Below are 25,918 nucleotides of genomic sequence, written 5' to 3'. Positions count from 1 at the left end.
CTCGTGACTTCGTGTCCCTTCGCTTCGCTACGGGGCACGAAGTCTTTGTTTTGCGGCTCCGCCGCTCTCCGCGCTGCGCGCGTCGATCACCGGGGTGGGGCTGGGTCGGGGGCGCTGACGCGCCTGGGGGTGGGGCGGCGGGTGTGGGTGGTCTGTCGGGGGTGGGGGCTGCCCGGGGTGGGTGGGGCCGCTGGGGGGCGGGTCGGGGTGGGGTGGGTCAGTGGAACTCGTGGACGAGTTCTATCGGGCCGATGATGTGGCGGTTGAATTCGGGCAGGTCTTCGGCGGGGACCCAGAGTTCGAGGATGGTTCGGCCGCCGGCCTGGCGTACCGGGTAGCGGATCACGTACTCGGTTTCGATGTGGAAGCGGGTTACGTAGCCGGCGCCGGAGGCCGGTACGTTCCAGTCGCGGGCGATCTTGATCGCGTAGTCCTCGTTCAGCACCGGATAGAAGATCGGCTGGTCGGGCAGCCTGGGCGGCCACGCGGTCCAGCCGGACTCGCGCACCAGCTCCAATTCGGCCGGTCCGGTCGGCCGCCAGAGCGTCGTGGTGGGGATCGCGTTCATGGCCACATGGTGCGTCCGCGGGTGGTCCGGGTGAAAGCGGATTTCGCAGGTGGGGGCGGTCGCCCGGAGCCTTCCGGTGCCGCCGACGGAGTGACTTCCGCCTCGCTTCGGTCGGATCTGACGGACCGTCATGGAAGTTGCCGGCATCCGCTGCTAGTTTCCGCGGCATGGAACACCGCATAGACCCCGAATTGCTCGCGGTCCTCCCGTACCTGCCGACCGTGGACATTGCCGACCCGACGGCCTTCCGCGCGTCGCAGCAGGCCCGCACCCAGCCGGTGCAGCGCCCGGACGGCCTGCTGGTCGAGGACCGGATCGTGGCCGGGAACGTACCGGTGCGGATCTACCTGCCCAAGGACGCCGCCGCGACCGGGCCGGCCGGCGCGCTCGGGGTGCTGGTGTGGTTCCACGGCGGCGGCTTTGTGTTCGGCGACGTCGACAGCTCGGACGGCAGTTGCGTGGCCACCGCGCTGGAGGTCGGTTGCGTCGTGGTGAGTGTGGAGTATCGGCTCGCGCCCGAGCACCCGTTCCCGGCCGGTTTCGAGGACGCGTGGGCCGCGCTGTGCTGGGTGGCCGAGCACGCGTCCTCGTTCGGCGCCGACCCGGCCCGGATCGCGGTGGGCGGGGTCAGCGCGGGTGGCGCCCTGGCGGCGGCGCTGGCGCTGCGGGCGCGGGACGAGGGCGGTCCGGCGCTGGTGTACCAGGTGCTGGACACGGCCGTGCTGGACGATCGTCTGGACACCCCGTCGATGCGCGAGTTCGAGACGGCGCCGCTGTGGGACCGGCACCAGGCGGCGCTGAGTTGGCAGTACTACCTGGCCGGCGCCGAGCCGACCGCGTACGCCGCGCCGGCCCGCGCCGAGGACCTGACGAACCTGCCTCCGGCGTACATCACCGCCAACGAGCTGGACCCGCTGCGCGACGAGGCCATCGAGTACGCGTGCCGGCTGATCCGCGCCGGTGTGCGCGTCGAACTCCACCATCGCCCGGGCACCTTCCACGGCTCCAACGCGATCCCGGCCGCCGACGTCTCGCGCCGCGCGACGGCCGACATCCGCCGAGCCCTGCGGGTGGCGTTCGAGGTCGCGTAGCGGGCGGGATCTAGGCTGGGGACGACGATGGTCGGGCTGCGGAAGGTGTTGTCGTGATCGTGGCGTTCTCGGTGTCCCCGCTCGGTGTCGGTGAAGACGTCGGGGAGGCGGTCGCGGAAGCCGTCCGGGTGGTGCGGGCCAGTGGGCTGCCGAACCGTACCGATGCCATGTTCACCTCGATCGAGGGCGAGTGGGACGAGGTGATGGCCGTGGTGAAGGCGGCCGTCGAGGCGGTCAAGGCGCGCTCGAACCGGGTCAGCCTGGTGCTCAAGGCGGACATCCGCGACGGGGTCGTGGACGGGCTGACCGCGAAGGTGGAAACGATCGAGCGGTATCTGGCGTAGCTCGCGCGGCGGCCTCGCCGCGCCGTCGTGGCCACGAGTCGGTGAACCGGGTTCGTGGCCACGATCGCGGTGTCGCGGTGGTGCGGTGCTTCGGTGCCGAGGCGCTTGGCTCCCTCGGCAGGGCGGATCAGGTCAGACGGCGAGCACGTTGGCGGCGCTCGGGCCCTTCTGGCCGTCCTGGATCTCGAATTCGACCGACTGGCCCTCGGCGAGCGTCTTGAAGCCATTGCTCTGGATCGCACTGAAGTGCACGAAGACGTCCTTGCTGCCGTCCTCCGGGCTGATGAAGCCGAATCCCTTGGCCTCGTTGAACCACTTCACGCTCCCCTTGATCCTGGCCATCTGGTCGCCTCTCCCGAACTCCGAAGTACCGCGTGGTTACGCGCTCATCGAGCCTGCCCAACGCGACGGGTACCGGAAACCAGGAACCCGATCGGCGGGGCTGTAACGAATCGTCGGCTCCACCTCATTGCTTTGGTGACGTCGACGAACGGGGGCCAACGCATGCCCGGCGCGAGTGACGCGGAGTTCCGGGAGTTCGCCGCGACATACAGCCGCAGGCTGTTCCGTACCGCATGCCTGCTCACCTCGGGGGACTGGCACGGCGCCGAGGATCTCCTCCAGGAGACCCTCGGCAGGCTGTATCCGAGGTGGCGCAAGGTCAGTCGGATGGAGTGGCCGTTCGCATACGCGCACACCACCCTGGTCCGTATCTATATCGCCCAGCAGCGCCGGAAGAGTTCCACCGAGCGCACGACCGACTCCGTGCCCGAGCGGGCGCATCGAGCGACGGGGGATCCCGAGCTGCGGCTCGCCCTTCTCGACGGTCTGGCCGCACTCGCGCCGCAGGATCGGGCGGTGCTGGTCCTGCGCTATTGGGAGGACCGCTCGGTGGAGCAGACCGCCGAGATGTTGGACCTGTCCGAGGGAGCGGTGCGGGTGCGCTCGCACCGCGCGCTGGATCGCCTGCGCGGCCTGCTGGGCGATCAGTTGGCCGGGCTGGCCCTCGACCGGCCGTGAGGTCGGCGCGTTCGGGCGCGCATATCCGTTGTTTTCATCCCACCTCGTGCATCCCATCGAGCTTCGCCGAATTTCGCGTGCTCGCTCCTATCGAAAGGACCGGTGATCGCATCGTGGCCGCTGACCGCCCTGGATCGGCCTCCCAGGACTCGGAACGGCAAGTCCCCTACCACGACCGGGAGTTCGAGCAGGCCCTGCCGGGAGCCCTGAGCGCCGTGGTCGACGGTTTCCCCGCGTACGACCCGGAGGTGATTGCCCGAGGCGTGGCGCGGGGGAGGCAACTGCGTCGGGGCCGGCGTATCCGGCTCGGTGCCGCCGCGTGCGCGCTGACGGTCGCCGCGGTGGGGGGCGGGGTCGCCCTCGACCGGAGCCTGGAGGCGGACGGCTCGCCCGCGTCCCGCCGCACGGTGCCGGATACCGAACTGCCCACGGGGTGGCCCGTGACGGGCAATCAGATGGTCTCCGTGCTCAAGAGTCTGGTGCCGGCGGCCGGGAAGGTGAGCGAGGTGTCCGGCGAGGGTTCGCAGGCCACCCCCAAGGATCCGCCGCTGATTGCCCGGGATCCGTTCGCGAAGCTGGTGTACTCCGACGCACGCGGAAAATCCGGCGTCGAGGTCAAGCTCTCCCGGCCGGCCCCGGGTACCGCAGACTCCCGGCTGACCGACTGCGGAGCGGTGGATGGTCGTCGACCCTATGACGAGTGCAAGACCACCGAGCGGGCGGACGGCTCCAAGCTGACCGTCACCAAGATCCATACCAACGCGTGGGGAGACGCTCGACAAAGGTTCTGGCGCGTCGTCCTGGACCGGCCGGACGGTGGCCGGATCGCGGTCGGCGCCCACAGCGGGGGAGTTCGTGACCAGCACATCGGGTCGGCCAACGGGGTGATCGGGGTGCACGAGGATCCGCGGTTGACGATAGCCGACCTCACCCGAATCGCCACGGACTCCCACTGGGACCGGGCCGTGACCGCGCTCCCCACCCCGGACAAGCGCATGCTCGCGGTCCTGGAGGATCTGCTGCCACCGGGCACGAACGTCATCTCGAAGGGGGAGCCGGAATACGGTGCGACGCTCGTGATCGGCGACGCGCGCGGGCGGTCGACGGTCACGGCGAGCATGGGCTACCCGAACACGCCGTTGGAGACCTGCGCCGGGCGGGCGGACTGCCGCACCGAGACTCTGCCCGACGGCACCACGACCCTCGCCGTCCGGCAGTCGGTGGGCAACGGTCCGCCGGAGTTCCTCGACTGGCGCGCGAGCGTGCGCTACCCGGACGGGCGCATGGTCTGGGTCAGCGCGGGGAACGGCGTCAGCCCCGGCCTCGTCCTGAACCAAGACCCGGACTCCGAGGGAGCCCTGTTCGAGTACACCGGAGGGAAGCCCGAGCCGTCCCGGAGCGAACCGGCGCTGACCCTCGACCAACTTCGCACGATGGCCGCGGACCCGCGCTGGCGGCAGTAGGCATGGTGGTTCCCGGGGTTTGCTGACGTCCGCGCACGTCCGCGCAGGTTCTCCTGCGTCCTCTCACATCCTCTTACGTCCTCGGTGGTTCTTCCGAACCGCGGAGGACGTAAGAGGCATGTCTGCGTTCGGGCGCCCGGCGACAACCACCCGAGGAAGCGACGACGGTGCAGACGACGAACCCTCGGCCTTCGGGCGTCGAACCGCCCGCTCGGCGGGTTTACCGATGTGCGTGAATTCCGCTGTACGGGGCGGCGATCCGAGGATTCGGCCGAATGTCGAGCTCAGCCCGTGGATGCGGTTTTCCGTTGTGCGGACGAGGCGCTCCTCTAGGACCCACTAGGCCGGCCGCCTCGCGGCGGCGGCCGGCCCTGGGTGGGGGCGCTTGGCCACGCAGTGTCACTCGTGAGGGTGATTGACGGCGGGCATCGTCGCACTGTGTGCTGTTCCTTGCCCGAAACGTAACTCGGCCCCCGCAGGTGCTACCAACACCGAGACGAGGGCCTGACCACAGAACGAGAAGGACCTCGCCGTGGCTGAATCACAGGGTAGCGATACCCCCACTCCTGTCCAGGACCCCGTCGTCGCCGTGTTGGCCCGATACGGCTCCCTTTCCGGACGTGCGTTGGAAGCGGCCCTCCGCTACCACGTCCTGCCCGAGGGCACCCCGCTGACCGTCGACACCATCCGCGAACTCATCAACGTGGGCGCGCACGTCGCCCGCCGCGTGCTTGGTGAACTCACCGAAGCCGGCATCGTGGTGGCCAAGCGCTTACGGGACTCGACGACCGGGCGGCTGCTCGGTCGTTTCACCGAATGGGCCGGGCCGCGCGCGGCCGGTGACGGGCGGACCCCCGCGTCCGTCGAGGATCCCGCCGTGCGTGCCCTGGCGCTGCTGCGCTCGCTCGCCGACGTGGACGAGCGACTGGCCTTCAAGGAGCGGGAGTTGCGTACCCTCGTGCCCTTCCTGCTGGCCCGGCTCGCCGATGGCGACACCGAGGCCGAGGTCTTCCGCGAACTCACCGAGGACCTGCCACCGCCGGGGCGGAGGATCAAGCCCGGCCTGCTGCACTACCGCCTCACCAAGGCCCCGAAACTCCCCGTGATCCCGGCCCAGTCGCGCCGCCCGCGCCTGGTGGAATGCTCCGACTGCGGCCGTCCCGGCCCCGACCTCGTCCCCGGCGCCCGGTGCCGAAGCTGCCGCACCGGCATCGAGTCCCCACCCCTCGACGCCATCGCCCGAGCCAGACGTCTCGAACAACTCGCCGACCTGCCCCTGTAGGCGCCTTCGAGCCCGCCCGGGTCCGGGGCCGTTCGGGGGAATCGGGGTTGTTCCGAGTATTCTGGATGGGTAGCGTCCAGCATATGCAGATGAGCGAAGGCGTGGAGTGGGCGCTGCACAGTTGCCTCAACCTGGCATGGGCCGAATCGGGCACCGCCGTCACGGCCACCAAACTGGCCGCGTTCTACGGCCTGCCCGCCGCGTACCTGAACAAGCAGCTCCAGGCGCTCGCCCGCGCCGGCATCGTCACCTCGACCTCCGGCCCACGCGGCGGCTTCCGGCTCGCCCGCGCCCTCAAGGACATCACCCTGATGGACGTGGTCGTCGCGATCGAGGGCCCCGACCCGGCCTTCCGCTGCCAACAGATCCTGCACAACGGCCCCGACGCCGACCCCACGGCCGACTACCGCACCTCGTGCGCCGTCGCCCAGGCCATGTCCCGAGCCGACCTCGCCTGGCGCCGGGAACTGGCCGGCCAAACCCTCGCCGACCTCAGGGCCACCGTCGAATCCCGCTCTCCCGATACGCCGGAACTCACCCGCACCCGCCTCGCCAAGACCTGACCCGACCTCCGCCGGGCACGAGCGCGGTCCGCGCTCCCGGAGCAGCGGCCGCACGACCATCGGCGAGTTCTCACCGACCCGACCGGACACCCCTTGTGCCTGAGCGAAGCCCGGGCCGCCCGCCGTTCCCGTGCGCGTTCTACCGGACGCCGGAAGAGCCGTCGGGTCCGCCGGCCCGGCCGGGCGGGCGGGCCGAGCCGCCGTCGGAGATGTCCGCGTCACGGCGGTCGGTGAGTTCTCGAACGACGGTGAGGAAGTTGTCCCGGGCCCGCGTGGCCCGAGCCCGGTCCCAGACCGCGCCGATCCGCCAGGACACCGCGTCGGATCCGCGAGCGCGCCCACCGTCGCACTCGATCGGCGTCACCCGGACCGTGGCCGCCGCGATGTCGGCGGCGCCCGCCGGTACCAGCGCCGCACCCACCCCCGCCGCCACCAGAGCCAGCACCGTCTGGAGGTCGGACGCCTCCTGGACCAACTCGGGCCGCGCGTCGAACTCGCCCTCGAACAGCTCGATCTGCCGCACCAACCCCGGCCCCTTGGCCCGCGTCAGCCGCACCACCGGCCGCCCGCGCAACCACGCGGCGACCCCGACCGCATCCGTCGGCGGCGGCTCCTGGTCCCCGGGCGAGGCCACCGCCAGGGTGTCGGTCAGGACCACCAGCCGCGCCAGGTCGTCCGGCGCCGGCAGCCGTACGAACCCCACATCGAGGTCGCCGGCCCGTACCCCCTCGATCTGCGCGGCGGACGACATGTCCTCCAGCGTGATCCCGACGCCCGGGAAGCGCCGCCGAAAGGCCGCCACGGCCTGCGGGGCCAGATCGATACCGGACAGCCCGAACCCGACCGCCAGACTGCCCGCCTCCCCACGCTTGAACTGTGCGGCCCGCCGGGTCAACAGATCGATGCGGCGGACCAGTTCACGTGCCTCGGGCAACAGCGCCAGGCCCAGTCGGGTCGGCTCCGCCCCCTGCCGCCCTCGGACGAACAACGCGCCGCCGACCTCGGCCTCCAGCGCCTGGATCTGCTTGGTCAACGCGGGCTGGCTGACCGACAACCGTCCTGCGGCGACCCCGAACCCACCACAGTCCGCCACCGCCACCAGCGCCCGCAACAAACGCACGTCCATGGCGCGAGCCTAGGCCGCGATCCATTCCACCGGGTTATCGAAACGGCCCAAACATTCATTGGACGGCGAGCGGTGCCGGCCGCTGTGATGAGAACGGCCCGGCCGGGAGTCGGTCCGGCCCGCCCGCGTTCGCCGGCATCGAACCACCTCGGGCCGGACCGAACCGGCCGCGTCGGACCCATCCGCGTAAGACCCATCCGCGTCACCACGAACGGGAGCCGCCATGGATCAGTTGCTGCGTTGCGCCGCCGTACAGTTCGAGCCTCGCCCGGACGACAAGGCGCACAACCTCGCCCGCGTCGAACACTTCGTCCGCGCCGCAGCCGCCGACGGGGTCCGGCTGGTCGTACTGCCCGAGATGTGTCTGCTGGGCTACTGGCACCTACGCCGACACACCCCCGAACGTCTGCGCGAACTCGCCGAACCGCTCTCCGGCCCGTCCGTTGAGCATGTGCGCCGGCTCGCCATGGAGCTGGGCATCGCCGCCGGCCTCGGCTTCCTCGAAATCGACCCGGCCGAGGGCCGCCTCTACAACTCGTACGCCGTTTGCCTCCCGGACGGCCGAGTGCACTGTCACCGCAAGCTGCACGCCTTCGAACACGAGGCCATCTCCAGCGGCGACCGCTACACCGTCTTCGACACCCCGTGGGGCGCCCGCGTCGGCATCCTCATCTGCTGGGACAACAACCTGGTGGAGAACGTCCGCGCCACCGCCCTGCTCGGCGCCTCGATCCTGGTGGCCCCGCACCAGACCGGCGGCACCGCCTCACGCAGCCCACACGCCATGCGTCCGATCCCGATGGCCCTGTGGGAGGGCCGCCACCGCGACCCCACCGCCATCGAAGCGGCCTTCCGCGGCGAAAGCGGCCGAGCCTGGCTGATGCGCTGGCTCCCGGCCCGGGCCCACGACAACGGCCTGGCGTTGATCTTCAGCAACGGCGTGGGCCGGGACGACGACGAGGTCCGTACCGGCAACGCGATGATCCTCGACCCCTACGGGCGCATCCTCACCGAGACCTCCGCCGCCGCGGACGCCATGGTCAGCGCCGACATCGACCTGTCCCTGATCCCGATGTCCACCGGACGCCGCTGGCTCAAGGGCCGCCGGCCCGCCCTCTACGACATCCTCACCCGGCACTTCGGCGACGAACGCGACGCCAGGGCGGCCCGCTTCTCCGCCGACCCGCCGACCCTGGACCCCGGTGGCAGCGGTCCCGGGGCGGCGTAGGGAGGCGGGCCGGGTCCCGGCTCAGCGACCGGTCGACACCACCAACTTGCCCACGGCACGGCCCATTTCCATATCCGTGTGGGCCTGACGAATCTCGTCCAGCCGATACACGTGCGTCGGCCCCAACGAAATCCGTCCCGCGGCGATCTCGTCGAGGTAGCGCTGCAACACCTCGCCCGGCAGGTCACCACTGTCGCCCCCGTAGGCGGTCAGCCGAACGCCCTTCGGCAGATACCCGATCGGGTAGAAGTCGTGTACGAGCCACTGATTGGACAACATGCCGGTGAAGCACACCGTGCCGTGCACCCGAGTGGCGGCCAGCGTGTCCGGCAGCGTCGGCGTCCCGACCAACTCCAGTGCGGCATCGACCCCATCGGGATACAGCGCCCGAACCGCCCCGGCGATTCTCCCGTCGTCGACCAGCACGTGGTCGACCCCCTGAGCCTTCAGTACGTCCACATTCGCGGCCTTGCGAGTGGTCGCCAACACGGTCGCCCCGAGCCCCTTGGCCAACGCCGCCGCCGCCAACCCGACCGACGAGGTCCCCCCGCGAACCAGCAGGGTCTGCCCGGCGGCCAGATCCAACCCGGTGGTCAACGACCCATGGGCGGTCTGCAACGTCTCCGGCACCGCCCCGACCACGTCCCAGGCCAACTCCGACGAAAACGCGATGACCTGCTCGACCGGCACCAACGTGTACTCCGCGTACCCGCCGTCGTAGGTACGCCCCATGTCCCCCATCATCGTCACCACTTGCCGCCCGACCGCCGGAGCACGCCCCACATCGGCCGGATCGACCGCATCCACCACCCCGACGGCCTCGATCCCCGGCACCCGCGGAAACGTGACCCCCTCGGCCAGCCCGAGCCGCGTATGCAACTCCGACCGATTGAGCCCGAACGCCTTCACCGCAACCCGAACCCACCCCGGCCGCACCTCGGGAACCGCCAGCTCCCGCACCGCCAGGTTCTCCACCGGCCCGGGCCCGCTCAACACCACAGCCCGCATCGTCCCGCCCACCGAACCCTCCAACCGATCACCCGGCCCGCCGATACCGGAACACTATGAGCGGTCGCCGCCTCCCGGTCCTTCACCGACCCGCCGCGCCCACGACGTCGCCCGGAAGCGGGCCACGGGCCAGGACGCCTCCGCCCCATCGCGAATCACGTCCCCGATCGTGGGCACGCCGGTGAAACCGCGCACCGTCTCGGGATTCGGGTCCCCCCGGGCACATTCGGCTCTCGCCGACCCTGGTGCGCGGGCCGCGTGAGGTGAAGGCCGGCCAGGGGGCGGGGCGCGGGTGTCCCGGGTCGGCGGGCGGCCGGGGCGACCGATCCAACGCCCGCCGGTCGACCGTTCCGACGCTTGCTCACCGCATGCGCAACGAAAGGTTGCGTCAGTGGGATGCGCGGGTTACGTTGGAAGTGCAACCGATGGTTGCGTCAAGGCGTTCAGGAGGATCACATGGAGATGGAGTACGGAAGCATCGAGCAGGAGCTCCACATCGATGCCGCCCCCGACGTGGTCTACGAGGTGATCAGCTCACCCGAACACCTGCGCGAGTGGTGGCCCGACGACGCCGACCTCGTCCCGGTCCCGGGTGCCACCGGCGCGATCACCTTCGGCGACCCGACGTCGCCCGACGCGACGATCGTGCCGCTCACCGTGCTGGAGGCCGACCCGCCCCGCCGGTTCGTGTTCCGCTGGGTCTACGACGAGAGCCCGGCCACCGAGACGAACTCGCTCCTGGTGACCTTCGACCTCGTACCGTCCGGCGACGGCACGCTGCTGCGCTTCCGGGAGACCGGCTTCCGCGAGCGCGGGTGGGAGGCCGCCGTACTGGAGGAGGCGTACCACGAGCACGTCCACGGCTGGGACCTCTTCCTCCCGCGCCTGGTCACGTACGCCGCCAAGCTGGGGGCGCGGCCGTGAACACCACGATCGACGACGACCTGTGGTCCGCGGTCGGCGACCCGACCCGCCGACGCATGCTCGACCTGCTCCTCGCCCACGGCGGCGGTACGGCCACCACACTCAGCGAGCGCCTCCCCGTCACCCGGCAGGCGGTCGCCAAGCACCTCGGCGTCCTGGACCGCGTCGGCCTGGTACACGCGACCCCGGCCGGCCGCGAGCGCCGCTACAACGTCGACGAGGCCCAACTCGCCCGCGCGGTGGCCCAGTTGTCCGCCGTCGGTGCCACCTGGGACGCCCGCCTGCAACGCATCAAGCAGATCGCCGAACGCATCCAAAAGGCCAAGCGCAACTGACCACACCCGCCCCCGGCACACCGGAACACCGAACCAGGACGCGATCACCCATGACAACCCGATCAGCAAGCACCCCCGAAACCACCGCACCAACCACCGCCCCAACCACCGCACCGGACACGGCGCCCCTCGCCGGCGGCTACTCGACCTCCTACACGGTCGACCGGTCACCAGCCGAGGTCTTCGCCGCCATCCTCGACGTCCGCGCCTGGTGGACCGGGCAGATCGAGGGCCCAACCGACACCCAGGACGCCGAGTTCAGCTACCGCCACCCCCCGCAGCACTACAGCCGCCAGCGCGTGGTCGAACTCGACCCGAACCGCCGCGTCGTCTGGCGGGTCACCGACAGCGCCCTGTCCTTCGTCCCGGAGCCGGACGAGTGGACCGGCACCGAAATCGTGTTCGACATCGCCCCCACGCCCACCGGCACGGAGCTGCGCTTCACCCACGTCGGCCTGCTCCCGGACGTCGAGTGCTTCGGCGCCTGCTCCACCGCCTGGCTCCACTACATCAACGGCAGCCTCCGCAGCCTGATCACCACCGGAGCCGCCCTCCCCGAGCCCTGGTAACCATCGCCCGACCCCACCCACCAAAAGGAACCGAAATGCCCACCATGCCCGCCGGAAGCATCCTCCTCGGCAGCACCCGAGCCAACGAACTACGCGCCTGGTACCTCAAGGTCCTCGCCCCCGACCACACCGGCGACGGCCCCATCCCACTCGGCAACCTGCTACTCGTCATCGACCAACGAGACGACGTAAGCCCCACCAACCCCGAACCGGGCCGCGCGATCCTCAACTTCCACGTAGACGACTTCCCCCCATACGAGGCCCAACTCAACGCCGCCGGCGTGTCCTGGATCGCAGAACCCACCACCCGCCCCGCCGGCCGATTCGCCACCTTCCAAGACCCCGACGGCAACTACCTCCAACTGATCCAATTCACCAACCCCCCGCACTGACCCCCACCCCTCCCACACCAACAACAACCAAAGACGCGCCCCCACACCCCACCGGCCCACAAGCCGCACCAACCCCGGAAACGACAAAGGCCCAGGTCACGGATCCTGTCCGTGACCTGGGCCTTGGCTTCACGAGCGGGCGACGAGAACCAAACCAGCGTTCCAAGCCGGGGAAGCGCCGTTCCAGCCGGGCCCTCGAACACCCCCGGCCGAGACCAAGCCCTCGCCGACGCCACCGCGAAGCGGGGAGAAGCCCCAGAATCCGGCACACGAGCCGCAGCAAGCCCGGGAACAACGAAGGCCCAAGTCTCGGATCATGTTCGTGACCTGGGCCTTTGTGCAACGAGCGCGCGACGAGATGTCCTGGCACACATCTGGCACGGCAGCCCTCCAAGCTGAAGCGCGGATCCCTGCTTTACGACGAGACGAGGCCGATGTACTCCTCTCCCTCGCGGTTGCCAATGACGACCGCAAATTCGTGGCCTGCGCTGCACACGAGGTCGATGCGCTGCACAGTCACCCAGCGACACCCGAAGGCGGACAAAATTGTCCGGTATCATGAGTGGTGTGTTCGCGATCGAGATGGAGCCCGAGGTGCGGGCATGGCTTGAAGGGCTGCCCGCAGCCCAGCGGGGCACGGTTAAGCGCTTTGTCGAACGGCTGGCCAACGAGGGCGAACGTATGGGTATGCCCCGGTCCAAGCCGCTCGGTCAAGGGCTGTTCGAGCTGCGGTTCGATTTGGCGAACCGGGCGGTGCGGATCACCTACTGGATCCGCACCGACGCGACCGCGGTGCTCTTGACGGTGTTCCGCAAGCAGAGGATGAACGAGCACCTGCATGTCGAGCGTGCCCGACAGGTGATGAAGACATGCCAGAACGACCACTCCGGTGCGCCGGTCGCGATCACCTTCGCCGGGGAGCCGCTGGAACTGGGCGGCCGGTGACGAACGGCTGGTGGCAAACCGGGAAGACCGACGGCGACGGACGAGATGACTGACGGAGGCAGGACGATGAATGCGCGTGAGGCAATGCGTCGCAGGGCCGCGAAGGCGGCTGCCGAGCCCGTCCCTGAGACATCCCACGCGGATGCGATGACCACGGGCGAGGTCGAGGAGTTCGACCAGGCGTATGCGGAGGCCGCGCTCGGTGACGCGATGGCCCAAGCCGTTTACAACCGCCGCATTGCACTCGGCTGGACGAAGGCGGAACTCGCCCGCCGCGCGGGGATGAACGAGCGGGTCATCCGCCGCCTTGAGGACGGCGGCCGACCGGTGACCACACCGACATTGCTCCGCCTGGGACGCGCCTTGGGAGGGCACTTCACAGTCGCATTGCTCACTGACAACCCGGTGGTGACCTTTAAGCCGGCTGCCCGCCGGGCAACCCGTTCGACGACTCGGTCGGCTTGTCGCGTCCCCGCGACTTCAACGACGCGCGGAGGCCAATCCCTGCTTACCGGGCTCCCCCACAAGCCTCGCAGCGCCACCACTGCCGGAAACACGGTGCATCGGATAAGGGTAGATATGTAACGGGTACCGGACGTTGCCTCGAAGGCGGCAGTTGCGCTGCCGAGCCGTTCCCGACGTCATCGCGGAGCGGCTCAAAAAGCTCCAGGGCCGACATCGACGCGCATCCACCACGGACCCCACACGCGAGGCGTAGCGAGCTGGGAACGACGAAGGCCCAGGCTGCGGATCATGTCCGTGACCTGGGCCTCAGCCTCACGAGCGGGCGACGAGAATCGAACTCGCGTTCTAAGCTTGGGAAGCGCCGTTCCCTCGCTACGCGAGGATGCCCCGTGACCAGGTACGCGCCTTGGCCAGCCGTCACGGCTCGATAAGCCGTCAGTACCCCTGGATGACCGCGATTCTCCATCCGTTCTGGCACGCATCTGGCACGGCGAACAGCCTGCCTCTCCCGGGTGGAGCGCTCGCTTCACGCGAACCGACGAACGGGGATGCCAAGCTTGGAAGGGTTGCCGCGACCTGTGCAAGTCCCCATCTGCGGCGGGGCGCTCGCTCATCCCCTGAGTGCCCTGAGGATCCCTGAGCCGCGCCCCGTTCTGGTGCGCGTCTTCGTTCCGGGTGCCCAGGAGTTGCCTTCGACCGCTGGCTGCCGCCCCTTCGGGCATGATCGACTGCACTAGCGGTGTGACGCACGTAGCGGATTACTCGGCGATGTTGGTCCACGGCTCCGGTGACGCGACCCGGTTGGCTTCGTTGCGCTTGAAGAGGTAGTAGCCAACGGTTTCGCCCTTGGTGGCTACGTTTTGACCCGAGGAAAGAAACTTGTCACGGCTCTGCTGGCCCTGTTCAACGAAGACAAACGAGCCGTTTACGAGCTCCCAGCCCTCGCGGCAGACTGCATTGACGACCTCAAGCGGGTCGCTGGTCTTCTGTGCGGTCCCGCTACCAACCATCGGCACGATGATTGCCTGTTGGCTCATCACGCTGAACGAGTACTGGTACACCAAGTCGCCACGCTCGAAGGACGTGCGGGCACGCCCGACTGGCGCGGCAAAGAAGGCTTGGCGGTTGCGCTCCATCTTCTCGGCCTGGTGCTGGGCTTCGGCAGCCTGGCGCTTCTGCTCCTTCTCAGCCGCTGCCTGAGCTTGCTCTTCCGGAGTCTTCCGCTGAATCAGCGCCATGCTGCAACCCCCCTGCTCGTCGGGTGCGCTTCTGCGTGCCCGACGTCTGAAGGTACGCGGAACCAGCGACCAGCGTCCGAGGAACGCGACTCAGAGCCCTGCACACGGCTCCGGAGCGAGTGTGAGCCCATTCCCCAAATCGGCCTCTGACCAGCACATGAACCGCGCCAAGGCCGACCCAATTCCAAGATCATTACACGCATGCTGCACAACCAGTCGGCTGCCCCCAAAACCCAACCCACGCACCCGGTCCACGGCATGCCGGGGACCGGGTGGCATGCCGTGGTTTATGCGCGCGGGTCACGCAACCCGACCAACAACCCGGCTGCTCGGCAACCGCGGCCCGACCCCCAAAGCCCAGCACCAACGGTGGTCCTACGCAACGAGCGCGCCCCGGTCGCGGCCAAAGGTCGCGTCGCCGGCCCCCAGTCGGCTCGCAGCACAGCTGCGATCTCCTGTCTGTATGTATCCCGGCCATTCATCATCTATGACGACTCGTCTGGACGTCCCCGGATGGTGACGCTCGGCTGCCTATGCGGGGCCTGTGCTGGCGTATCGGTGAATCTCCGCCAACTCTGACGGCCAGTACCCGTGGCTCCCAAGCCTTCGGGGCACGCGAAGGGCAGAGACAGGCCAGGACCCCCGGCTGGCTGGCGCTTTCCCACAAGTGGGAGCCAAAACGAGGAGGGGACCGCTTCCAGGACCAGCACCACCCATGAACCTCGGCTTCTGGCACGAGCCGACCTCCCCGACCGACGGCCGGAGCCTCCACTTCAGGCTCGCATTACACAACTCCGGGGGCGAAGGGCGTTTGGAAGACGTTGGGCACTGACCTGCGTGGGAGCAGGCCCGACCCCGTGTCACTGGACGGTGGTTCGCTCTGTTTTCGCGTGTCCCCATGGGCCAAACGAGCGTCAAGCCGCAGGATCGCTCTGGCACTGGGGCTGGCAAGAGTGTCGCTGCCTGCCGGGCACGGACGTCGTGGTACGGCTATCAGTGCGTTTCTGGTGCGCTCTGAGTGCTTGTATGGGTACTCAGGTCTACCCATGTGCAGTAGGGTTGCGATGCGTCCACCATGGTTCCGACGACGCGAGAAGGAGTCCGCATGGACAAGAGTCCAGTGCCCCGCCCACTCGTGTTTGTAGCGGCAGAAGTACGTACAGCGTATACGCCAGCGTTGATCGACGACGCAATGATTGCTGCAATTACTACGTCTGTACCAAGCCTAGTTGTCCCTCACCGAGAACAGCGCACTACTTTCACGTGGGGGGCGGAAAAACTCCCGGGTCAGAGCCAAGAGACAGCACTTCGTCTGATGGATAAAGCATCTGGATTTTCTCTGATGCTCACGACCAGCAGTGTGACTCTTGAGACGACGAGATATCCGGGCATTGATGTATTTTCGCAGATATTCCAAAAATGTATCGAAGTTGCGTCCGAGGTAGCCCGCCCGGCAATTGTGGAGAGAGTTGGCCTGCGCTATGTGAATGAATTGCGGTCGCCATCGCCGATCGAGAGAATATTGGATTGGCGTGAGGTCGTAAATTCTGATGCTCTTTGTATGGTCGCAGGTGCGGAAGTCGCCCTGAGGGGAACTGGCTTGCCTGAGGACGCGGTGACCGATACAGCTGGCTATCAGAGTGTCTATGCCGCGAAACTCTCGGGAAATCGTGCTGTCACTATGCGCCTCGTCGCCCTTGAGAGCGGCAGTGTGATCGGGCCTACACCCCTGAGACGAGAATCCCCCGCATCGAATGATCCGCTGTTCGTTGTTGATCTGGACGGTTTTTGGCCTCGGGAGCACGGGGATGCAAACGATTTCGATCCACAAGCCCTCGTGAAGACCCTTTTGTCCCTGCATGCGCCGATCGAAGATCTGTTCCTCTGGGCGACGACCGATCACTTCAGGAGTGTGGCGCTGTGACCAAGGGTGGAATTATGCGTCGTTCTGCAACGGCATCGGCCAGTATCAAATACCCTGATGTTCTCTCGGTGCCGACCGCAGACACTACTCCCGAGCTTGAACGACTTCGCAATGTCTCTGCAGGCCTGCGCGATGACGTTACACTTCTGGGCCAAGAAGTGGAAACTCTCCATAGAGGCGCGCAGGGCGAATCACTTCAAGACCGAGCAGCTCAAAAAAGCCATGAAATGACTTTAGAGCAAATGCTCACTGAGCTATCGGACTCTATCGGGCTTGGTTGGAGTGAGATCTCTGAAGCTGTGGGTGTATCCCCGTCCGCAGTCCGTAAGTGGAGGCGAGGTGGTGAGGCGACTCCGGACAAGCGGATGGCGGTGGCAAAGCTCCTAGGTCTTCTCGACCTTCTGGCTGAAGCGTGCGTCGCAGAGCCTGGTGCATTCTTTATTTCACCTGTCGTCCCAGACGCGACTGTCAGCGTGATGCAGCTATTTAAGCTCGGTCGAGATGAACTGATTCTTGACCTGGCATATCGGCGAAAGCTGCCAACGCAGGTTCTAGACGAATATGCGCCCGATTGGCGCAGTCGCTACGCTCGCGAATACGAAGTTTACGAGGACTCGGACGGCATCCGCTCGTTGCGTCCACGGACCTCTTAAACGACCTCATCTCCCGTAACGTCGGAAACGTTCGAGAGCCACTTGCTGGCGCACGAGAACTAGGCCCGATTCTTCTTTCATCAAATTCCGGCGGGAGTCGTCCTTCCTTGGGTCTCCAAGGAAATCCTGAAATGAAGTACTGGCTTCATGAAGAATCGCTTCATATGATTCGTCGGTGCTTGTTTCAACCGACAGGGCGGCCTCGCACCAGTCTTCCTGCATATCTACTTCAGAATATACGGGCCGAATCTGCCCCATGATCTCGTCGATTTTTACGGTCAAGCGTGAAAGATGATGGATCCAGCGCTGCAAGAATACGACTTGCCCATAATTCGTAAGAGCTGCAATGCGCTTGGCGACGAGTAGGTCTTCCGATTTCACGCTATTCAAGCGATGAAGATAGACGGCGGTACTGATGCTGGTCCCTGTGAATGCGGGTAGAGGCATTACGTCGTAGTGGCCATTCGGCCATTTGGTTGCAGAAATTCCCGGGTAGGGTGAGATTTCGGCAACGACTAGCTCCGGGCGGAGTTCATTACCTTTTCGCATGGCACAGGGGTGTGCCACAAGCATGGCGCGGTCGATCAGTGGTCCATTTGAGAGGCGAACACCTTCGAAACAGTCGCCTTGATTGATCGGCCGATGAGCTGGTACCGGATCGTCTGGATCTGCGTAGAGGTAGAGGTCCTCGGGATTTTGCGGTGCCTGCAGAGGTTCGCTGCTCACGGAACTCCCGACGTAGCTTCAAGGCCTTAGGCCGGACACCACGGTTTGAGTACATGATCATCTCGCCCCGACGTTGCGATAATGCTACTCCCTTGCGCGTGCACGGTGTTGGTCACGCGATCTCGTAGGCACGAGATGAACAGGGTGTTCCAGCTGGCGTGTTGAGGGCCCCGCTGTGATCGGCGGCCACGCCGCACGCGCCGCCCTTGATCCAGTAGAGCCAAATTCGGCAATGGTCGATTGGACGCCGTTGGTGGGTCGGCCGGGCTCGGGATGCGGGTAGCTTCGCGGTATGGCGGATGGCGGGGTGTCTGGGGCCGGTGGTGCGTTTACTGCGGAGCACGCTCGGGAGGTGTTGGGCTCGGCGTGTGCTGTGGCTGGGCTGAGCGCTGAGGGGGCGTCTCTGCTGCGGCTTGGGGAGAACGCTGTCTTTCGGTTGGGCGATCCGGTTGTGGTGCGGGTGGCGCGGTCGGCGGATCGGGTTGATGAGCACGAGCGGACTGTGGCTGCTGCTCGGTGGCTTGCCGAGGTGGGGTTCCCGGCGGTGCGGGTCGTTTCGAGGATTCGGCAACCGCTCGTGGTTGACGGGCGGGTGGTGACGTTCTGGGAACTGGTGGCCGACGAGGAGCGGTTCGCGGGTGTGGTCGCGTTGGCCGAGCTGCTGCGGCGGTTGCACTGGTTGGCGGAGCCGGAGTCGCTGGGGCTGCCGTATCTGGAGCCGTTGGCGGCGACCTGGGGGCGGATCGACGCCGCGGTGGCGTTGGGCGATGAGGACCGTGGGTTTCTTCGGCAGCGGGCCGAGGAACTGCGTAAGCGGTATGACGCTCTGGAGTTCGTGCTTCCGTTCGGGCTCGTGCACGGGGACGCGAACGTCGGGAACGCGCTCCTTGACGATGCCGGGCGGGCGGTCCTGATCGACCTGGATGGGTTCGCGCTTGGGCCACGCGAGTGGGACCTGGTGCTGACTGCGATGTACTACGAGCGGTACGGGTGGCACACCCGGGCCGAGTACGAGGCGTTCGTGCACGCGTACGGGTTCGACGTCATGAACTGGTACGGCTATCCGGTGCTTGCCGACATGCGTGAGTTGATGATGACCGTGTGGCTGACGCAGAACATGGCCGGTGACGTTGCGGTGACGGTGGAGGTCGCGCGGCGCCTGTCTGACCTGCGATCCGGTGCCGACCGGCACGGGTGGAAGCCGTTCTGAGGTCGGATCAACTCGCGGCCTGCTGCCACAGGCGGTGGCTCTCGGCCTCTTCCAGGAATTCGGCAACTGAAGCTGAGGTTGCGAACATCGCCAATTTTGTGCGGAATTCGGATAGATAGGTCACGCATCGGGCGGACTTGAGCTGCCGTCCGAGCTTCAGTGCGGTGAGGGTGCTGCGGCAGGCGAGTTCGGGTTCTCCGGCCGCCAGGTGGGCTGGCGGAGGGCGTAGACGAGACGGGGCTTTTTCCACCCGAGGTGATTTCGGGCCGCGCGTAGGAGATCGGCTTGATACGGCGTGGTGGTCGACACCACGAATCGCCTCCCCGGAAGCGGAGCCAGATCAAGCCATCATGCTCGCGCACACGAAGCGTCGTCAAAGAATCGCAGTGAGTTGATCTTGCTGACGCGCGCTTAGGTGACAAGCCGTGTCACCCCTTGTCATCCCTTGCCGTCTGCCTCGGACCGGTGCCGCCGTCGCATCGTGGTGATGCCCGGCGGAACGACCGGCGGGCTTCGGGAGATGAACATGACGCTTCATCAGGCGGGTGAATCCGCCGGTGCCTGGCTGCTCGCAGCCCTCGGTACCTCGGCCAAGACCGGACACCCCCGGGCACCTCGGCTGTGGGCGACCGGCCACGTCGTGGACGCGGTCATCGTGGCGGACCGGCTGGGCATCGAAGCGGTCGACTGGTATCGGCGTCTCGGTTCCCTGGCCCCGCCGTCTGTCATCGACCACCAGGCTCGAAAGGTTGCGTTCCTCATCGCGCCGGTCGGGGAGCCCTTCTTCGCGGGCGCGTTGACGGTTCTGCGCGGGGACGTGCCGTACCGTTACCTCTCGACCGGCGGGTACCTGGTGGTCCCCGGGCGGGACGTCGAAGCCGGAGACCGGTACCAGTGGCTCAGCAAACCCACGGAGGAATCCACGCTCGACCGTGGTGCGGTCGCGGTGCTCACCGTTCATCTCCTGATCGCGTTGCGCAACCTGTCTGCCGCAGCCGAGGGCACGGGCGATGAGTGACCCGGATGCGGCTTCTTGGTCGCCTATCGACACCACGGCTTGGTACGAGGCGCGGTCCGCCGTCGCGGCTCTCCGAGACGTGCTGATCGCTGCTGGCCTCGCTGAGCACTTCCCCTACCTCCGGGCCGACGTCAACGCCTTCGGCCACGGGTTCGTCGAACTCGGCCGCACCACACCGGAAGCCGCCACCCGGCTCGCCGAACTCCTCGCCACAGCAGAGAAGAACCCCGCCTGACAGGAGGTATCGCCATGCGCCCCGCAGCCGACAACGCTCGAACGTGCGCACCACCTGCCGAGGTTCTGCACGCCGGCATCCCCTACGCCCGTGGCTGGCGCACGGCGAACAACGCCACGACCGAACTCGCCAAACGCCTCACAACAGCCGGCCTGAACGACGGTTTCGGAGCGCTCAAGGCGGAAGTGAACGTACACGGTGACGGCTTGGTCAACCTCGGCCCCGTCCCCGCCGACGCAGTCCACCGCCTGGCCACGCTCCTCGCCAACGGCCTCTGTGCAGAGCTGGATCACATCGCCGCGCACGACGAAGCGGCCTGACCCCACACACCCCGGTCGGGTACGCAGAGCGCTCCCGCGCACCCGGCCGGACCAACGCACCACCGGACCAATATTCGGCAACGGCCGCCACAGGCCGGCTCGCACCGACCAAACGCCCAACGGTGTCGAGACAACACAGCCGAGGTCCCCTCACATACGGGCCCCAACAGGAATCGACCTGACGTCCTGACCTGCGAGGGGACTTGATCCCGTGATCAACAAGACCGGACGGCTCCTGACCGTCCCCCAGACCGCCGACCGGCTCAACGTCGGCGAGCGCTTTGTTCGTCGCCTTATCGCAGAGCGACGCATCACTTTCGTTCGGATCGGCCGCCACGTCCGCATACCGACGGACGCAGTCGAAGCCTTCATCTCAGCCGGACGCGTCGAATCCGGCACGACTCACAGAAGGGCCGCTTGATGCCCAATAACAAAGGAAGGCGTCGTCGCTTCGGCGCGGTCCGGCAACTGCCGTCGAAGAAGTGGCAGGCGCGGTACCCAGACCCGACCGGCAAGTTGATCAACGCCGACCGGACCTTCGTCACCAAGACGGCTGCCGAAGAGTGGCTTACCGACACCGAATCGGAGATGCGGCGCGGCGACTGGATCGATCCACGTGGCGACATGGTCTTCGGCACTTTCGCCACAGCCTGGATCAAGGAGCGGCCAAACCTCCGGCCTCGTACGCGTGAGCTGTACAGCATCCTGCTCCGAATCCACCTGAAGCCCACGTTCGGCGACGCAGCTATTCCGGCGATCAAGGAGGCTGACGTGCGTCGCTGGCGCGCCACTCGCCTGGAAGGCGGCCTTGGCCTGTCGACCACCGCCAAGTCGTACCGGCTCATGCGCGCGATCATGAACACTGCCGTGGACGACGGCCTGATCCGCCGCAACCCGTGCCGCATCAAGGGCGGCGGTGACGAGAAGGCTCCCGAACGCCCGATCCTCACCCTCGAACAGGTCTTCACCCTCGCGGACGGCGTCGGCCCTCGCTACCGGGCCCTCGTCCTCCTCGCCGCCTTCGGCTCCCTGCGCTGGGGCGAACTCGCCGCGCTCCGACGTGACCATGTAGACCTCGACGCCGGCACCATCCGCATCGACGTGTCCGCCATCGAGATGAGCAACGGCCAACGCGTGACCGGCCCGCCCAAGTCGGCCGCGGGCAAGCGCACCGTGACCATCCCCGCGCCGATCCTGCTCGACCTGCGCCGCCACGTGGAGTGGTTCGCCGAGAAGGAGCCGGACGGCCTGCTCTTCGTCGGCCCGAAGGACGCCGCTCTCCGCCGCTGCAACTTCGCCCGGGTCTGGCGCCGCGGTACCCGTCACCTCGGCGTGAGCGACCTGCACTTTCACGACCTACGCCACACCGGCAACGTCCTGGCCGCCGAGACCGGCGCCACCCTCCGAGAGCTCATGGATCGCATGGGCCAGTCCACGTCCCGCGCGGCCCTGATCTACCAGCACGCTCGCGCGGGCCGGGACCAAGCCATCGCCGACGCGATCGCGAAGCGGATCAAGAAGGTCCAGCCCCAAGATCAGCGCGCATCTGGAACGGATCTGGCACGCGAGGCGTAGCGAGCCTGGAAACGGCGAAGGCCCAGGTCACGGATCATGTCCGTGACCTGGGCCTTCATGAACGGAGCGGGCGACGAGAATCGAACTCGCGTTCTAAGCTTGGGAAGCTCATGTTCTACCATTAAACTACGCCCGCATCAGGCGCCCCAAGGGGAACCCTGCACCGTCACTGTACCGGATGGTCGAGTGTGGTTGCAGCAACGATTCGTTGCGCGGGCCGGGCGGGGCGGAGCGTTTGGGTGGATCCGGGGGGCTGCGATTACCCTTTCCACGTGCTTCTATCGGACAAGGACATTCGCGCGGAGATCGACTGCGGTCGGGTTCGGATCGATCCCTACGAGCCGGCCATGGTTCAGCCGTCGAGTGTGGACGTTCGACTGGACCGGTTCTTTCGGGTCTTCGAGAACCACAAGTACCCGCACATCGATCCCGCCGTCGAGCAGCCGGATCTCACCCGCATGATCGAGCCGCCGGACGGTGAGCCGTTCATCCTGCATCCCGGTGAGTTCGCGCTCGGTTCGACCTACGAGGTCGTGTCGTTGCCGGATGACGTGGCCTCCCGGTTGGAGGGGAAGAGTTCGCTCGGGCGGCTCGGGCTGCTGACGCACTCCACCGCCGGGTTCATCGACCCGGGCTTCTCGGGGCACGTGACGTTGGAGCTGTCCAATGTCGCGACGTTGCCGATCAAGTTGTGGCCGGGGATGAAGATCGGCCAGTTGTGCATGTTCCGGTTGTCGTCGCCGGCCGAGTTCCCGTACGGGTCCTCGGTGTACGGGTCGCGGTATCAGGGACAGCGCGGGCCCACCCCCTCCCGCTCGTTCAAGGACTTCCACCGGACGAACGTCCGCGACTAGATCGCGGCGAGGCGGCGATCCCGTCCGTACCGCGACCGACCCTCCCGCAGCGAAGACGAAGATGGGCATACCCGGACATGAGTGACGTGCGCGAAAACCTCACTTGGCCGCTGTTCGGCCAGGCCACGCGTGAGCTGGCGACGCAGGTCGCGGAGGACGGGTACGAGCCCGACATCATCCTGTCCATCGCCCGCGGCGGCGTGTTCGCGGCGGGTGCGCTCGCGTACGCGCTGGACGTGAAGAACCTGCACCTGGTCAACGTCGAGTTCTATACCGGGATCGGGACCACCCTGGACATGCCGGTGATGCTCGCGCCCGTGCCGGACGTGGTGGACTTCTCGAACAAGAAGGTGCTGATCGCGGACGACGTCGCGGACACCGGCAAGACGCTGCTGCTGGTCCGGGACTTCTGCGAGGGCAATGTCGCCGAGGTGCGGTGCGCGGTCGTCTACGAGAAGCCGCAGTCGCTGGTCAAGTGTGAGTACGTGTGGAAGCACACCGACGACTGGATCAACTTCCCGTGGTCCGTGCAGCCGCCGGTGGTCACCCGCCAGGGCCAGATCCTCGACGCCTGAGCGGGGCGCATTCGGCACCGGGCACGGGCACGGGCACAGGGACGGGGCGGCGGCGCACCGCGCCCTCAGCGCCCCTGCGTGCTGAACCGCATCAACGCGCCCAGCACGTCCACCGCACCCGGCAGCCCGCGCTCGATCGGGTCCGGCGGGACCGCCCAGCGGGTGCGTTCGCCGCATGCGGTGGACGAGGGCGGGGCCGGTACGAAGTGGCCCACCGCGTGGTGGCGGACGTCGAACCGGGCCGTGTCGTTGTGGTCGACCGTGTACCAGTAGAGGTTGCGCGCCCCCGGGTCGACCAGGAACAAGAGCCGCTCGCCCGGTAGATGCAGGACCGGCCCCAGCGGCAGCCCGATCACCTCGAGTTGGCGGATCGCCGCGTAGCCGACCTGCGCCGGGGCGTCCAGGACGTCGAACTCCAGGCCGCTCGCGAGCAGGACCGTATACGGCTTGCCGCTCCACCATTCCCAGACGTCGTCGGTGGATCGGGTGGCCCGGGTCAGCCCGGGCTCCGCGGCGGGGTGGGCGCCCGGGTCCGGGCAATCGCCGTCCCCGCACGAACATCGGCCGTCTTCGACGTAGGCACCGGGTAGGACGGGCCAACCCCGATCCACGACGTAGAAGAGGGCGGCGGCCTGGAGCGCAGCCCGGGTGCGTTGCCGCACAAGCATGTCCGTTCCGTTCCTCGCAGCCGCGATGACGACGAGATGTCGCGCGCGGACGGGTGTACTTCTACGAGTACACCGCTCGAAGCCGTTGCCGAACAGATCCGCAACGCGGGCCGACCGTGCCACTTGTGGTCCACCCGGTCCACTGCCGGCACGCTTCCCGCCCGGCCTGACCCGACGTCAGACCGCCACCGCCCCCACCGCCGCCATCCACCCCACCGAAACGCCGGGACCCGAAGACGTCGGGCCACCAAGCCGCCGAGCCGTCCGGCCACCAGGCCGCTCAGCCGTCAGGCCGCCCAACCACCAAGCCGCCCAGCCGTCAGGCCGCGAAGCCGCCAAGCCCAAGCCGTCAGGACGTCAGGACGTCAGGACGTCAGGACGTCAACGGCAGCTTCAACACCAACAGCAACGCGATCAACTCCACCGCGACACACCCCAGCGCCCGAGGCCACGGCAACTCGTGCACCCGCGTCATCAACATCGTCAGCAGCCACGCGGTCAGCGCGAACGACGCGATGCCGATGCCGGCCACGATCGGATTGTCGTCGGGCGCGAACAGCGCGACCACCAACCGCGGCGCGTCCGCGATCCAGACCAGGATCATCGACAGCGTGATGAACGGCGTCGGCGACCCGTTCCCGCCGAACTGGGTCGCGAGCGCATGCGACACCAGCCCGAGCAGTGCGCAGAACGCCGGCACCATGACGACCACCATGCCGAGCGCGGGCACGCTCGTACTCATCGTCGAGTCGACGAGTTCCTTGCGGGACGCGTCGTTCGCGAACACCGCGAGTGCGCCGCCGAGCGCGGACATGATCAGCGCCGGCCACCACACCGCCTGGTCGCGGACCGCGTCCATGGTGCGCAACGGGCGCAGCGCGAACCCGCTCAGGACCTCTTTCCAGTGCAGGTGCCGCGGCGGCGGACCGCTGAACTGCTGCGGCGGCTGCGGGTACTGCTGCTGTTGTCGAGGCGACACCGCGGGCGTCACCGTCGTGTACTCCTCGGGCGGCGCCCCGTAGATGTACAGACTCGTCTCGTCGGGCAGCGACAGCGGTCCGTAGTTCGGGTCGCCCGAGCCGCCGCCCTGTCCACCCTGCGGCGACGAAGGCGGAGGCGGCGGGGGAATCTGCTGCCCATACCCCTGCTGCCCGTACCCCGGTTGCCCGTCGTGCCCCTGTTGCCCGCCGTAGCCCTGCTGCCCATACCCCTGTTGGCCCCCGTAGTGGCCCTGTTGGCCACCGTACGGATCGCCGTTCGCCCCGCCGTGCTGAGGTGGGTAACCCTGGCCGGCAGGCGGGGGCTGTTGCCGGTACGGGTCGTAGGGTCCATTGCCAGTCACATCAATGACGGTACCGGCAGTTCGACTCACCGCGTCGTCTCGGGACGGTCGTAATTCGGGCACAAAAAAGCGACCGCCGTCGACTCTTCGAAGGAGAGTCGACGGCGGTCGCACCACGCGTCACACGAGCCCTACTCGGCCCCCGCGCCCGCCGGTGCCGCTTCGGTCGCCGGTGGTTCGGGGAGTTGCACGGATTGCAGGAGGAGTTGGGCCACGTCGACGACGCGGAGTTCCTCCTTGGCCTCGCCCGCCTGCTT

General features: G+C 67.6%; 30 protein-coding genes, 1 tRNA gene and 1 pseudogene. 23 read left to right on the top strand and 9 right to left on the bottom strand.

The genetic code is table 11. The annotated features are described in order from the left end of the window. Nucleotides 1-217: 217 nt before the first annotated feature. Complete coding sequence (locus tag ABZ374_RS45240) at nucleotides 218-568, bottom strand: hypothetical protein (protein ID WP_360323883.1); 351 nt, start codon at nucleotides 566-568, stop codon at nucleotides 218-220. Nucleotides 569-735: 167 nt separating this feature from the next. On the opposite strand from ABZ374_RS45240, the gene ABZ374_RS45235 reads away from it, so the two are divergent. Both ABZ374_RS45235 and ABZ374_RS45230 read left to right on the top strand, forming a co-directional pair. Then, complete coding sequence (locus ABZ374_RS45235; protein WP_360323881.1) at nucleotides 736-1,659, top strand: alpha/beta hydrolase; 924 nt, start codon at nucleotides 736-738, stop codon at nucleotides 1,657-1,659. A gap of 53 nt (nucleotides 1,660-1,712) precedes the next feature. Then, nucleotides 1,713-2,003: an MTH1187 family thiamine-binding protein gene (locus ABZ374_RS45230; RefSeq protein WP_360323879.1), complete on the top strand. Its 291-nt coding sequence runs from the start codon at nucleotides 1,713-1,715 to the stop codon at nucleotides 2,001-2,003. 132 nt (nucleotides 2,004-2,135) lie between these two features. Here the strand turns inward: ABZ374_RS45230 and cspE are convergent, their stop codons facing one another. Beyond that, nucleotides 2,136-2,345, bottom strand: a complete 210-nt coding sequence (cspE, locus tag ABZ374_RS45225; protein ID WP_360323877.1) for a transcription antiterminator/RNA stability regulator CspE — start codon at nucleotides 2,343-2,345, stop codon at nucleotides 2,136-2,138. A gap of 162 nt (nucleotides 2,346-2,507) precedes the next feature. Here cspE and ABZ374_RS45220 point away from each other — a divergent pair, with 162 nt between their 5' ends. The 4 genes from ABZ374_RS45220 (at nucleotide 2,508) to ABZ374_RS45205 (ending at nucleotide 6,331) form a co-directional block, all read left to right on the top strand. Next, a complete protein-coding gene (locus ABZ374_RS45220) occupies nucleotides 2,508-3,023 on the top strand; it encodes a SigE family RNA polymerase sigma factor (protein ID WP_360323875.1) in 516 nt (171 codons plus the stop codon). 113 nt (nucleotides 3,024-3,136) lie between these two features. Continuing rightward, entirely contained in the window at nucleotides 3,137-4,486 is a 1,350-nt protein-coding gene (locus tag ABZ374_RS45215; RefSeq protein WP_360323873.1) for a hypothetical protein, read from the top strand. Between the two features lie 532 nt (nucleotides 4,487-5,018). Beyond that, nucleotides 5,019-5,768 (top strand): hypothetical protein, encoded by a 750-nt coding sequence (locus ABZ374_RS45210; protein WP_360323871.1) that lies wholly within the window; start codon nucleotides 5,019-5,021, stop codon nucleotides 5,766-5,768. A gap of 83 nt (nucleotides 5,769-5,851) precedes the next feature. Next, complete coding sequence (locus tag ABZ374_RS45205) at nucleotides 5,852-6,331, top strand: Rrf2 family transcriptional regulator (protein ID WP_360323869.1); 480 nt, start codon at nucleotides 5,852-5,854, stop codon at nucleotides 6,329-6,331. A 139-nt stretch (nucleotides 6,332-6,470) separates the two neighbouring features. Here ABZ374_RS45205 and ABZ374_RS45200 read toward each other — a convergent pair whose 3' ends face one another. Continuing rightward, nucleotides 6,471-7,457, bottom strand: a complete 987-nt coding sequence (locus ABZ374_RS45200; protein ID WP_360323867.1) for a LysR family transcriptional regulator — start codon at nucleotides 7,455-7,457, stop codon at nucleotides 6,471-6,473. A 223-nt stretch (nucleotides 7,458-7,680) separates the two neighbouring features. Here ABZ374_RS45200 and ABZ374_RS45195 point away from each other — a divergent pair, with 223 nt between their 5' ends. Continuing rightward, on the top strand, nucleotides 7,681-8,685 hold the full coding sequence (locus ABZ374_RS45195) for a nitrilase family protein (RefSeq protein ID WP_360323865.1): 1,005 nt from the start codon (nucleotides 7,681-7,683) through the stop codon (nucleotides 8,683-8,685). Nucleotides 8,686-8,706: 21 nt separating this feature from the next. Here ABZ374_RS45195 and ABZ374_RS45190 read toward each other — a convergent pair whose 3' ends face one another. Further along, the gene (locus ABZ374_RS45190) at nucleotides 8,707-9,693 is read right to left on the bottom strand and encodes a zinc-binding dehydrogenase (RefSeq protein WP_360323889.1); all 987 of its coding nucleotides are present in this window, start codon (nucleotides 9,691-9,693) and stop codon (nucleotides 8,707-8,709) included. A gap of 456 nt (nucleotides 9,694-10,149) precedes the next feature. On the opposite strand from ABZ374_RS45190, the gene ABZ374_RS45185 reads away from it, so the two are divergent. From ABZ374_RS45185 to ABZ374_RS45160, 6 genes are all read left to right on the top strand, one after another. After that, complete coding sequence (locus tag ABZ374_RS45185; protein WP_360323863.1) at nucleotides 10,150-10,617, top strand: SRPBCC domain-containing protein; 468 nt, start codon at nucleotides 10,150-10,152, stop codon at nucleotides 10,615-10,617. Then, the gene (locus tag ABZ374_RS45180) at nucleotides 10,614-10,952 is read left to right on the top strand and encodes a metalloregulator ArsR/SmtB family transcription factor (RefSeq protein WP_360323861.1); all 339 of its coding nucleotides are present in this window, start codon (nucleotides 10,614-10,616) and stop codon (nucleotides 10,950-10,952) included. The genes ABZ374_RS45185 and ABZ374_RS45180 overlap by 4 nt, the downstream gene beginning before the upstream one ends. A 50-nt stretch (nucleotides 10,953-11,002) precedes the next feature. Next, on the top strand, nucleotides 11,003-11,521 hold the full coding sequence (locus ABZ374_RS45175; protein WP_360323859.1) for an SRPBCC domain-containing protein: 519 nt from the start codon (nucleotides 11,003-11,005) through the stop codon (nucleotides 11,519-11,521). Between the two features lie 35 nt (nucleotides 11,522-11,556). Further along, nucleotides 11,557-11,913: a VOC family protein gene (locus tag ABZ374_RS45170; protein WP_360323857.1), complete on the top strand. Its 357-nt coding sequence runs from the start codon at nucleotides 11,557-11,559 to the stop codon at nucleotides 11,911-11,913. 558 nt (nucleotides 11,914-12,471) lie between these two features. Then, nucleotides 12,472-12,858 (top strand): type II toxin-antitoxin system RelE/ParE family toxin, encoded by a 387-nt coding sequence (locus tag ABZ374_RS45165; RefSeq protein WP_360323855.1) that lies wholly within the window; start codon nucleotides 12,472-12,474, stop codon nucleotides 12,856-12,858. A 66-nt stretch (nucleotides 12,859-12,924) separates the two neighbouring features. Then, nucleotides 12,925-13,443, top strand: coding sequence for a helix-turn-helix domain-containing protein (locus tag ABZ374_RS45160; protein WP_360323853.1), 519 nt, complete (start codon nucleotides 12,925-12,927; stop codon nucleotides 13,441-13,443). Nucleotides 13,444-14,081: 638 nt separating this feature from the next. Here ABZ374_RS45160 and ABZ374_RS45155 read toward each other — a convergent pair. Further along, nucleotides 14,082-14,561: a hypothetical protein gene (locus tag ABZ374_RS45155; RefSeq protein WP_360323851.1), complete on the bottom strand. Its 480-nt coding sequence runs from the start codon at nucleotides 14,559-14,561 to the stop codon at nucleotides 14,082-14,084. A 1,105-nt stretch (nucleotides 14,562-15,666) separates the two neighbouring features. Here ABZ374_RS45155 and ABZ374_RS45150 point away from each other — a divergent pair. Both ABZ374_RS45150 and ABZ374_RS45145 read left to right on the top strand, forming a co-directional pair. Beyond that, the gene (locus ABZ374_RS45150; protein WP_360323849.1) at nucleotides 15,667-16,485 is read left to right on the top strand and encodes a TIGR04255 family protein; all 819 of its coding nucleotides are present in this window, start codon (nucleotides 15,667-15,669) and stop codon (nucleotides 16,483-16,485) included. Further along, nucleotides 16,482-17,138: a hypothetical protein gene (locus ABZ374_RS45145; RefSeq protein WP_360323847.1), complete on the top strand. Its 657-nt coding sequence runs from the start codon at nucleotides 16,482-16,484 to the stop codon at nucleotides 17,136-17,138. The genes ABZ374_RS45150 and ABZ374_RS45145 overlap by 4 nt, the downstream gene beginning before the upstream one ends. Before the next feature lie 6 nt (nucleotides 17,139-17,144). On the opposite strand, the gene ABZ374_RS45140 is transcribed toward ABZ374_RS45145, so the two are convergent. After that, nucleotides 17,145-17,864 carry a hypothetical protein gene (locus ABZ374_RS45140; RefSeq protein ID WP_360323845.1) on the bottom strand — a complete coding sequence of 240 codons (720 nt, stop codon included), beginning with the start codon at nucleotides 17,862-17,864 and terminating at the stop codon, nucleotides 17,145-17,147. Nucleotides 17,865-18,156: 292 nt separating this feature from the next. On the opposite strand from ABZ374_RS45140, the gene ABZ374_RS45135 reads away from it, so the two are divergent. The 6 genes and pseudogenes from ABZ374_RS45135 (at nucleotide 18,157) to ABZ374_RS45110 (ending at nucleotide 22,222) form a co-directional block, all read left to right on the top strand. After that, nucleotides 18,157-19,074, top strand: coding sequence for an aminoglycoside phosphotransferase family protein (locus ABZ374_RS45135; protein ID WP_360323843.1), 918 nt, complete (start codon nucleotides 18,157-18,159; stop codon nucleotides 19,072-19,074). A 526-nt stretch (nucleotides 19,075-19,600) separates the two neighbouring features. After that, nucleotides 19,601-20,092 carry a hypothetical protein gene (locus tag ABZ374_RS45130; protein WP_360323841.1) on the top strand — a complete coding sequence of 164 codons (492 nt, stop codon included), beginning with the start codon at nucleotides 19,601-19,603 and terminating at the stop codon, nucleotides 20,090-20,092. Beyond that, nucleotides 20,085-20,300: pseudogene (locus tag ABZ374_RS45125) on the top strand (hypothetical protein); the annotation flags it as partial. The gene ABZ374_RS45130 and the pseudogene ABZ374_RS45125, both read left to right, overlap by 8 nt. A gap of 41 nt (nucleotides 20,301-20,341) precedes the next feature. After that, nucleotides 20,342-20,647: a hypothetical protein gene (locus tag ABZ374_RS45120; RefSeq protein WP_360323839.1), complete on the top strand. Its 306-nt coding sequence runs from the start codon at nucleotides 20,342-20,344 to the stop codon at nucleotides 20,645-20,647. Between the two features lie 214 nt (nucleotides 20,648-20,861). Continuing rightward, the gene (locus ABZ374_RS45115; RefSeq protein WP_360323887.1) at nucleotides 20,862-21,068 is read left to right on the top strand and encodes an excisionase family DNA-binding protein; all 207 of its coding nucleotides are present in this window, start codon (nucleotides 20,862-20,864) and stop codon (nucleotides 21,066-21,068) included. Next, nucleotides 21,068-22,222, top strand: coding sequence for a tyrosine-type recombinase/integrase (locus ABZ374_RS45110; protein ID WP_360323885.1), 1,155 nt, complete (start codon nucleotides 21,068-21,070; stop codon nucleotides 22,220-22,222). Before ABZ374_RS45115 ends, ABZ374_RS45110 begins: the two co-directional genes overlap by 1 nt. Before the next feature lie 65 nt (nucleotides 22,223-22,287). Here ABZ374_RS45110 and ABZ374_RS45105 read toward each other — a convergent pair. Then, nucleotides 22,288-22,358, bottom strand: a tRNA-Gly gene (locus ABZ374_RS45105). 136 nt (nucleotides 22,359-22,494) lie between these two features. On the opposite strand from ABZ374_RS45105, the gene dcd reads away from it, so the two are divergent. Together dcd and ABZ374_RS45095 are read left to right on the top strand one after the other, a co-directional pair. After that, nucleotides 22,495-23,076 carry a dCTP deaminase gene (gene dcd / locus ABZ374_RS45100; RefSeq protein ID WP_360323837.1) on the top strand — a complete coding sequence of 194 codons (582 nt, stop codon included), beginning with the start codon at nucleotides 22,495-22,497 and terminating at the stop codon, nucleotides 23,074-23,076. A 77-nt stretch (nucleotides 23,077-23,153) separates the two neighbouring features. Further along, nucleotides 23,154-23,651 (top strand): phosphoribosyltransferase, encoded by a 498-nt coding sequence (locus ABZ374_RS45095; RefSeq protein ID WP_360323835.1) that lies wholly within the window; start codon nucleotides 23,154-23,156, stop codon nucleotides 23,649-23,651. 65 nt (nucleotides 23,652-23,716) lie between these two features. On the opposite strand, the gene ABZ374_RS45090 is transcribed toward ABZ374_RS45095, so the two are convergent. Both ABZ374_RS45090 and ABZ374_RS45085 read right to left on the bottom strand, forming a co-directional pair. Next, on the bottom strand, nucleotides 23,717-24,319 hold the full coding sequence (locus ABZ374_RS45090; RefSeq protein WP_360323833.1) for a bifunctional DNA primase/polymerase: 603 nt from the start codon (nucleotides 24,317-24,319) through the stop codon (nucleotides 23,717-23,719). A 373-nt stretch (nucleotides 24,320-24,692) separates the two neighbouring features. Continuing rightward, complete coding sequence (locus tag ABZ374_RS45085) at nucleotides 24,693-25,661, bottom strand: Yip1 family protein (protein ID WP_360323831.1); 969 nt, start codon at nucleotides 25,659-25,661, stop codon at nucleotides 24,693-24,695. Nucleotides 25,662-25,918 lie beyond the last annotated feature (257 nt).

The organism is Embleya sp. NPDC005971 (genome assembly GCF_040629175.1).
In the GTDB taxonomy this organism is placed as follows: domain Bacteria; phylum Actinomycetota; class Actinomycetes; order Streptomycetales; family Streptomycetaceae; genus Embleya.
The sequence above is the reverse complement of the archived record's forward strand: the minus strand, read 5'-3'. Positions and strand labels throughout refer to the sequence as shown.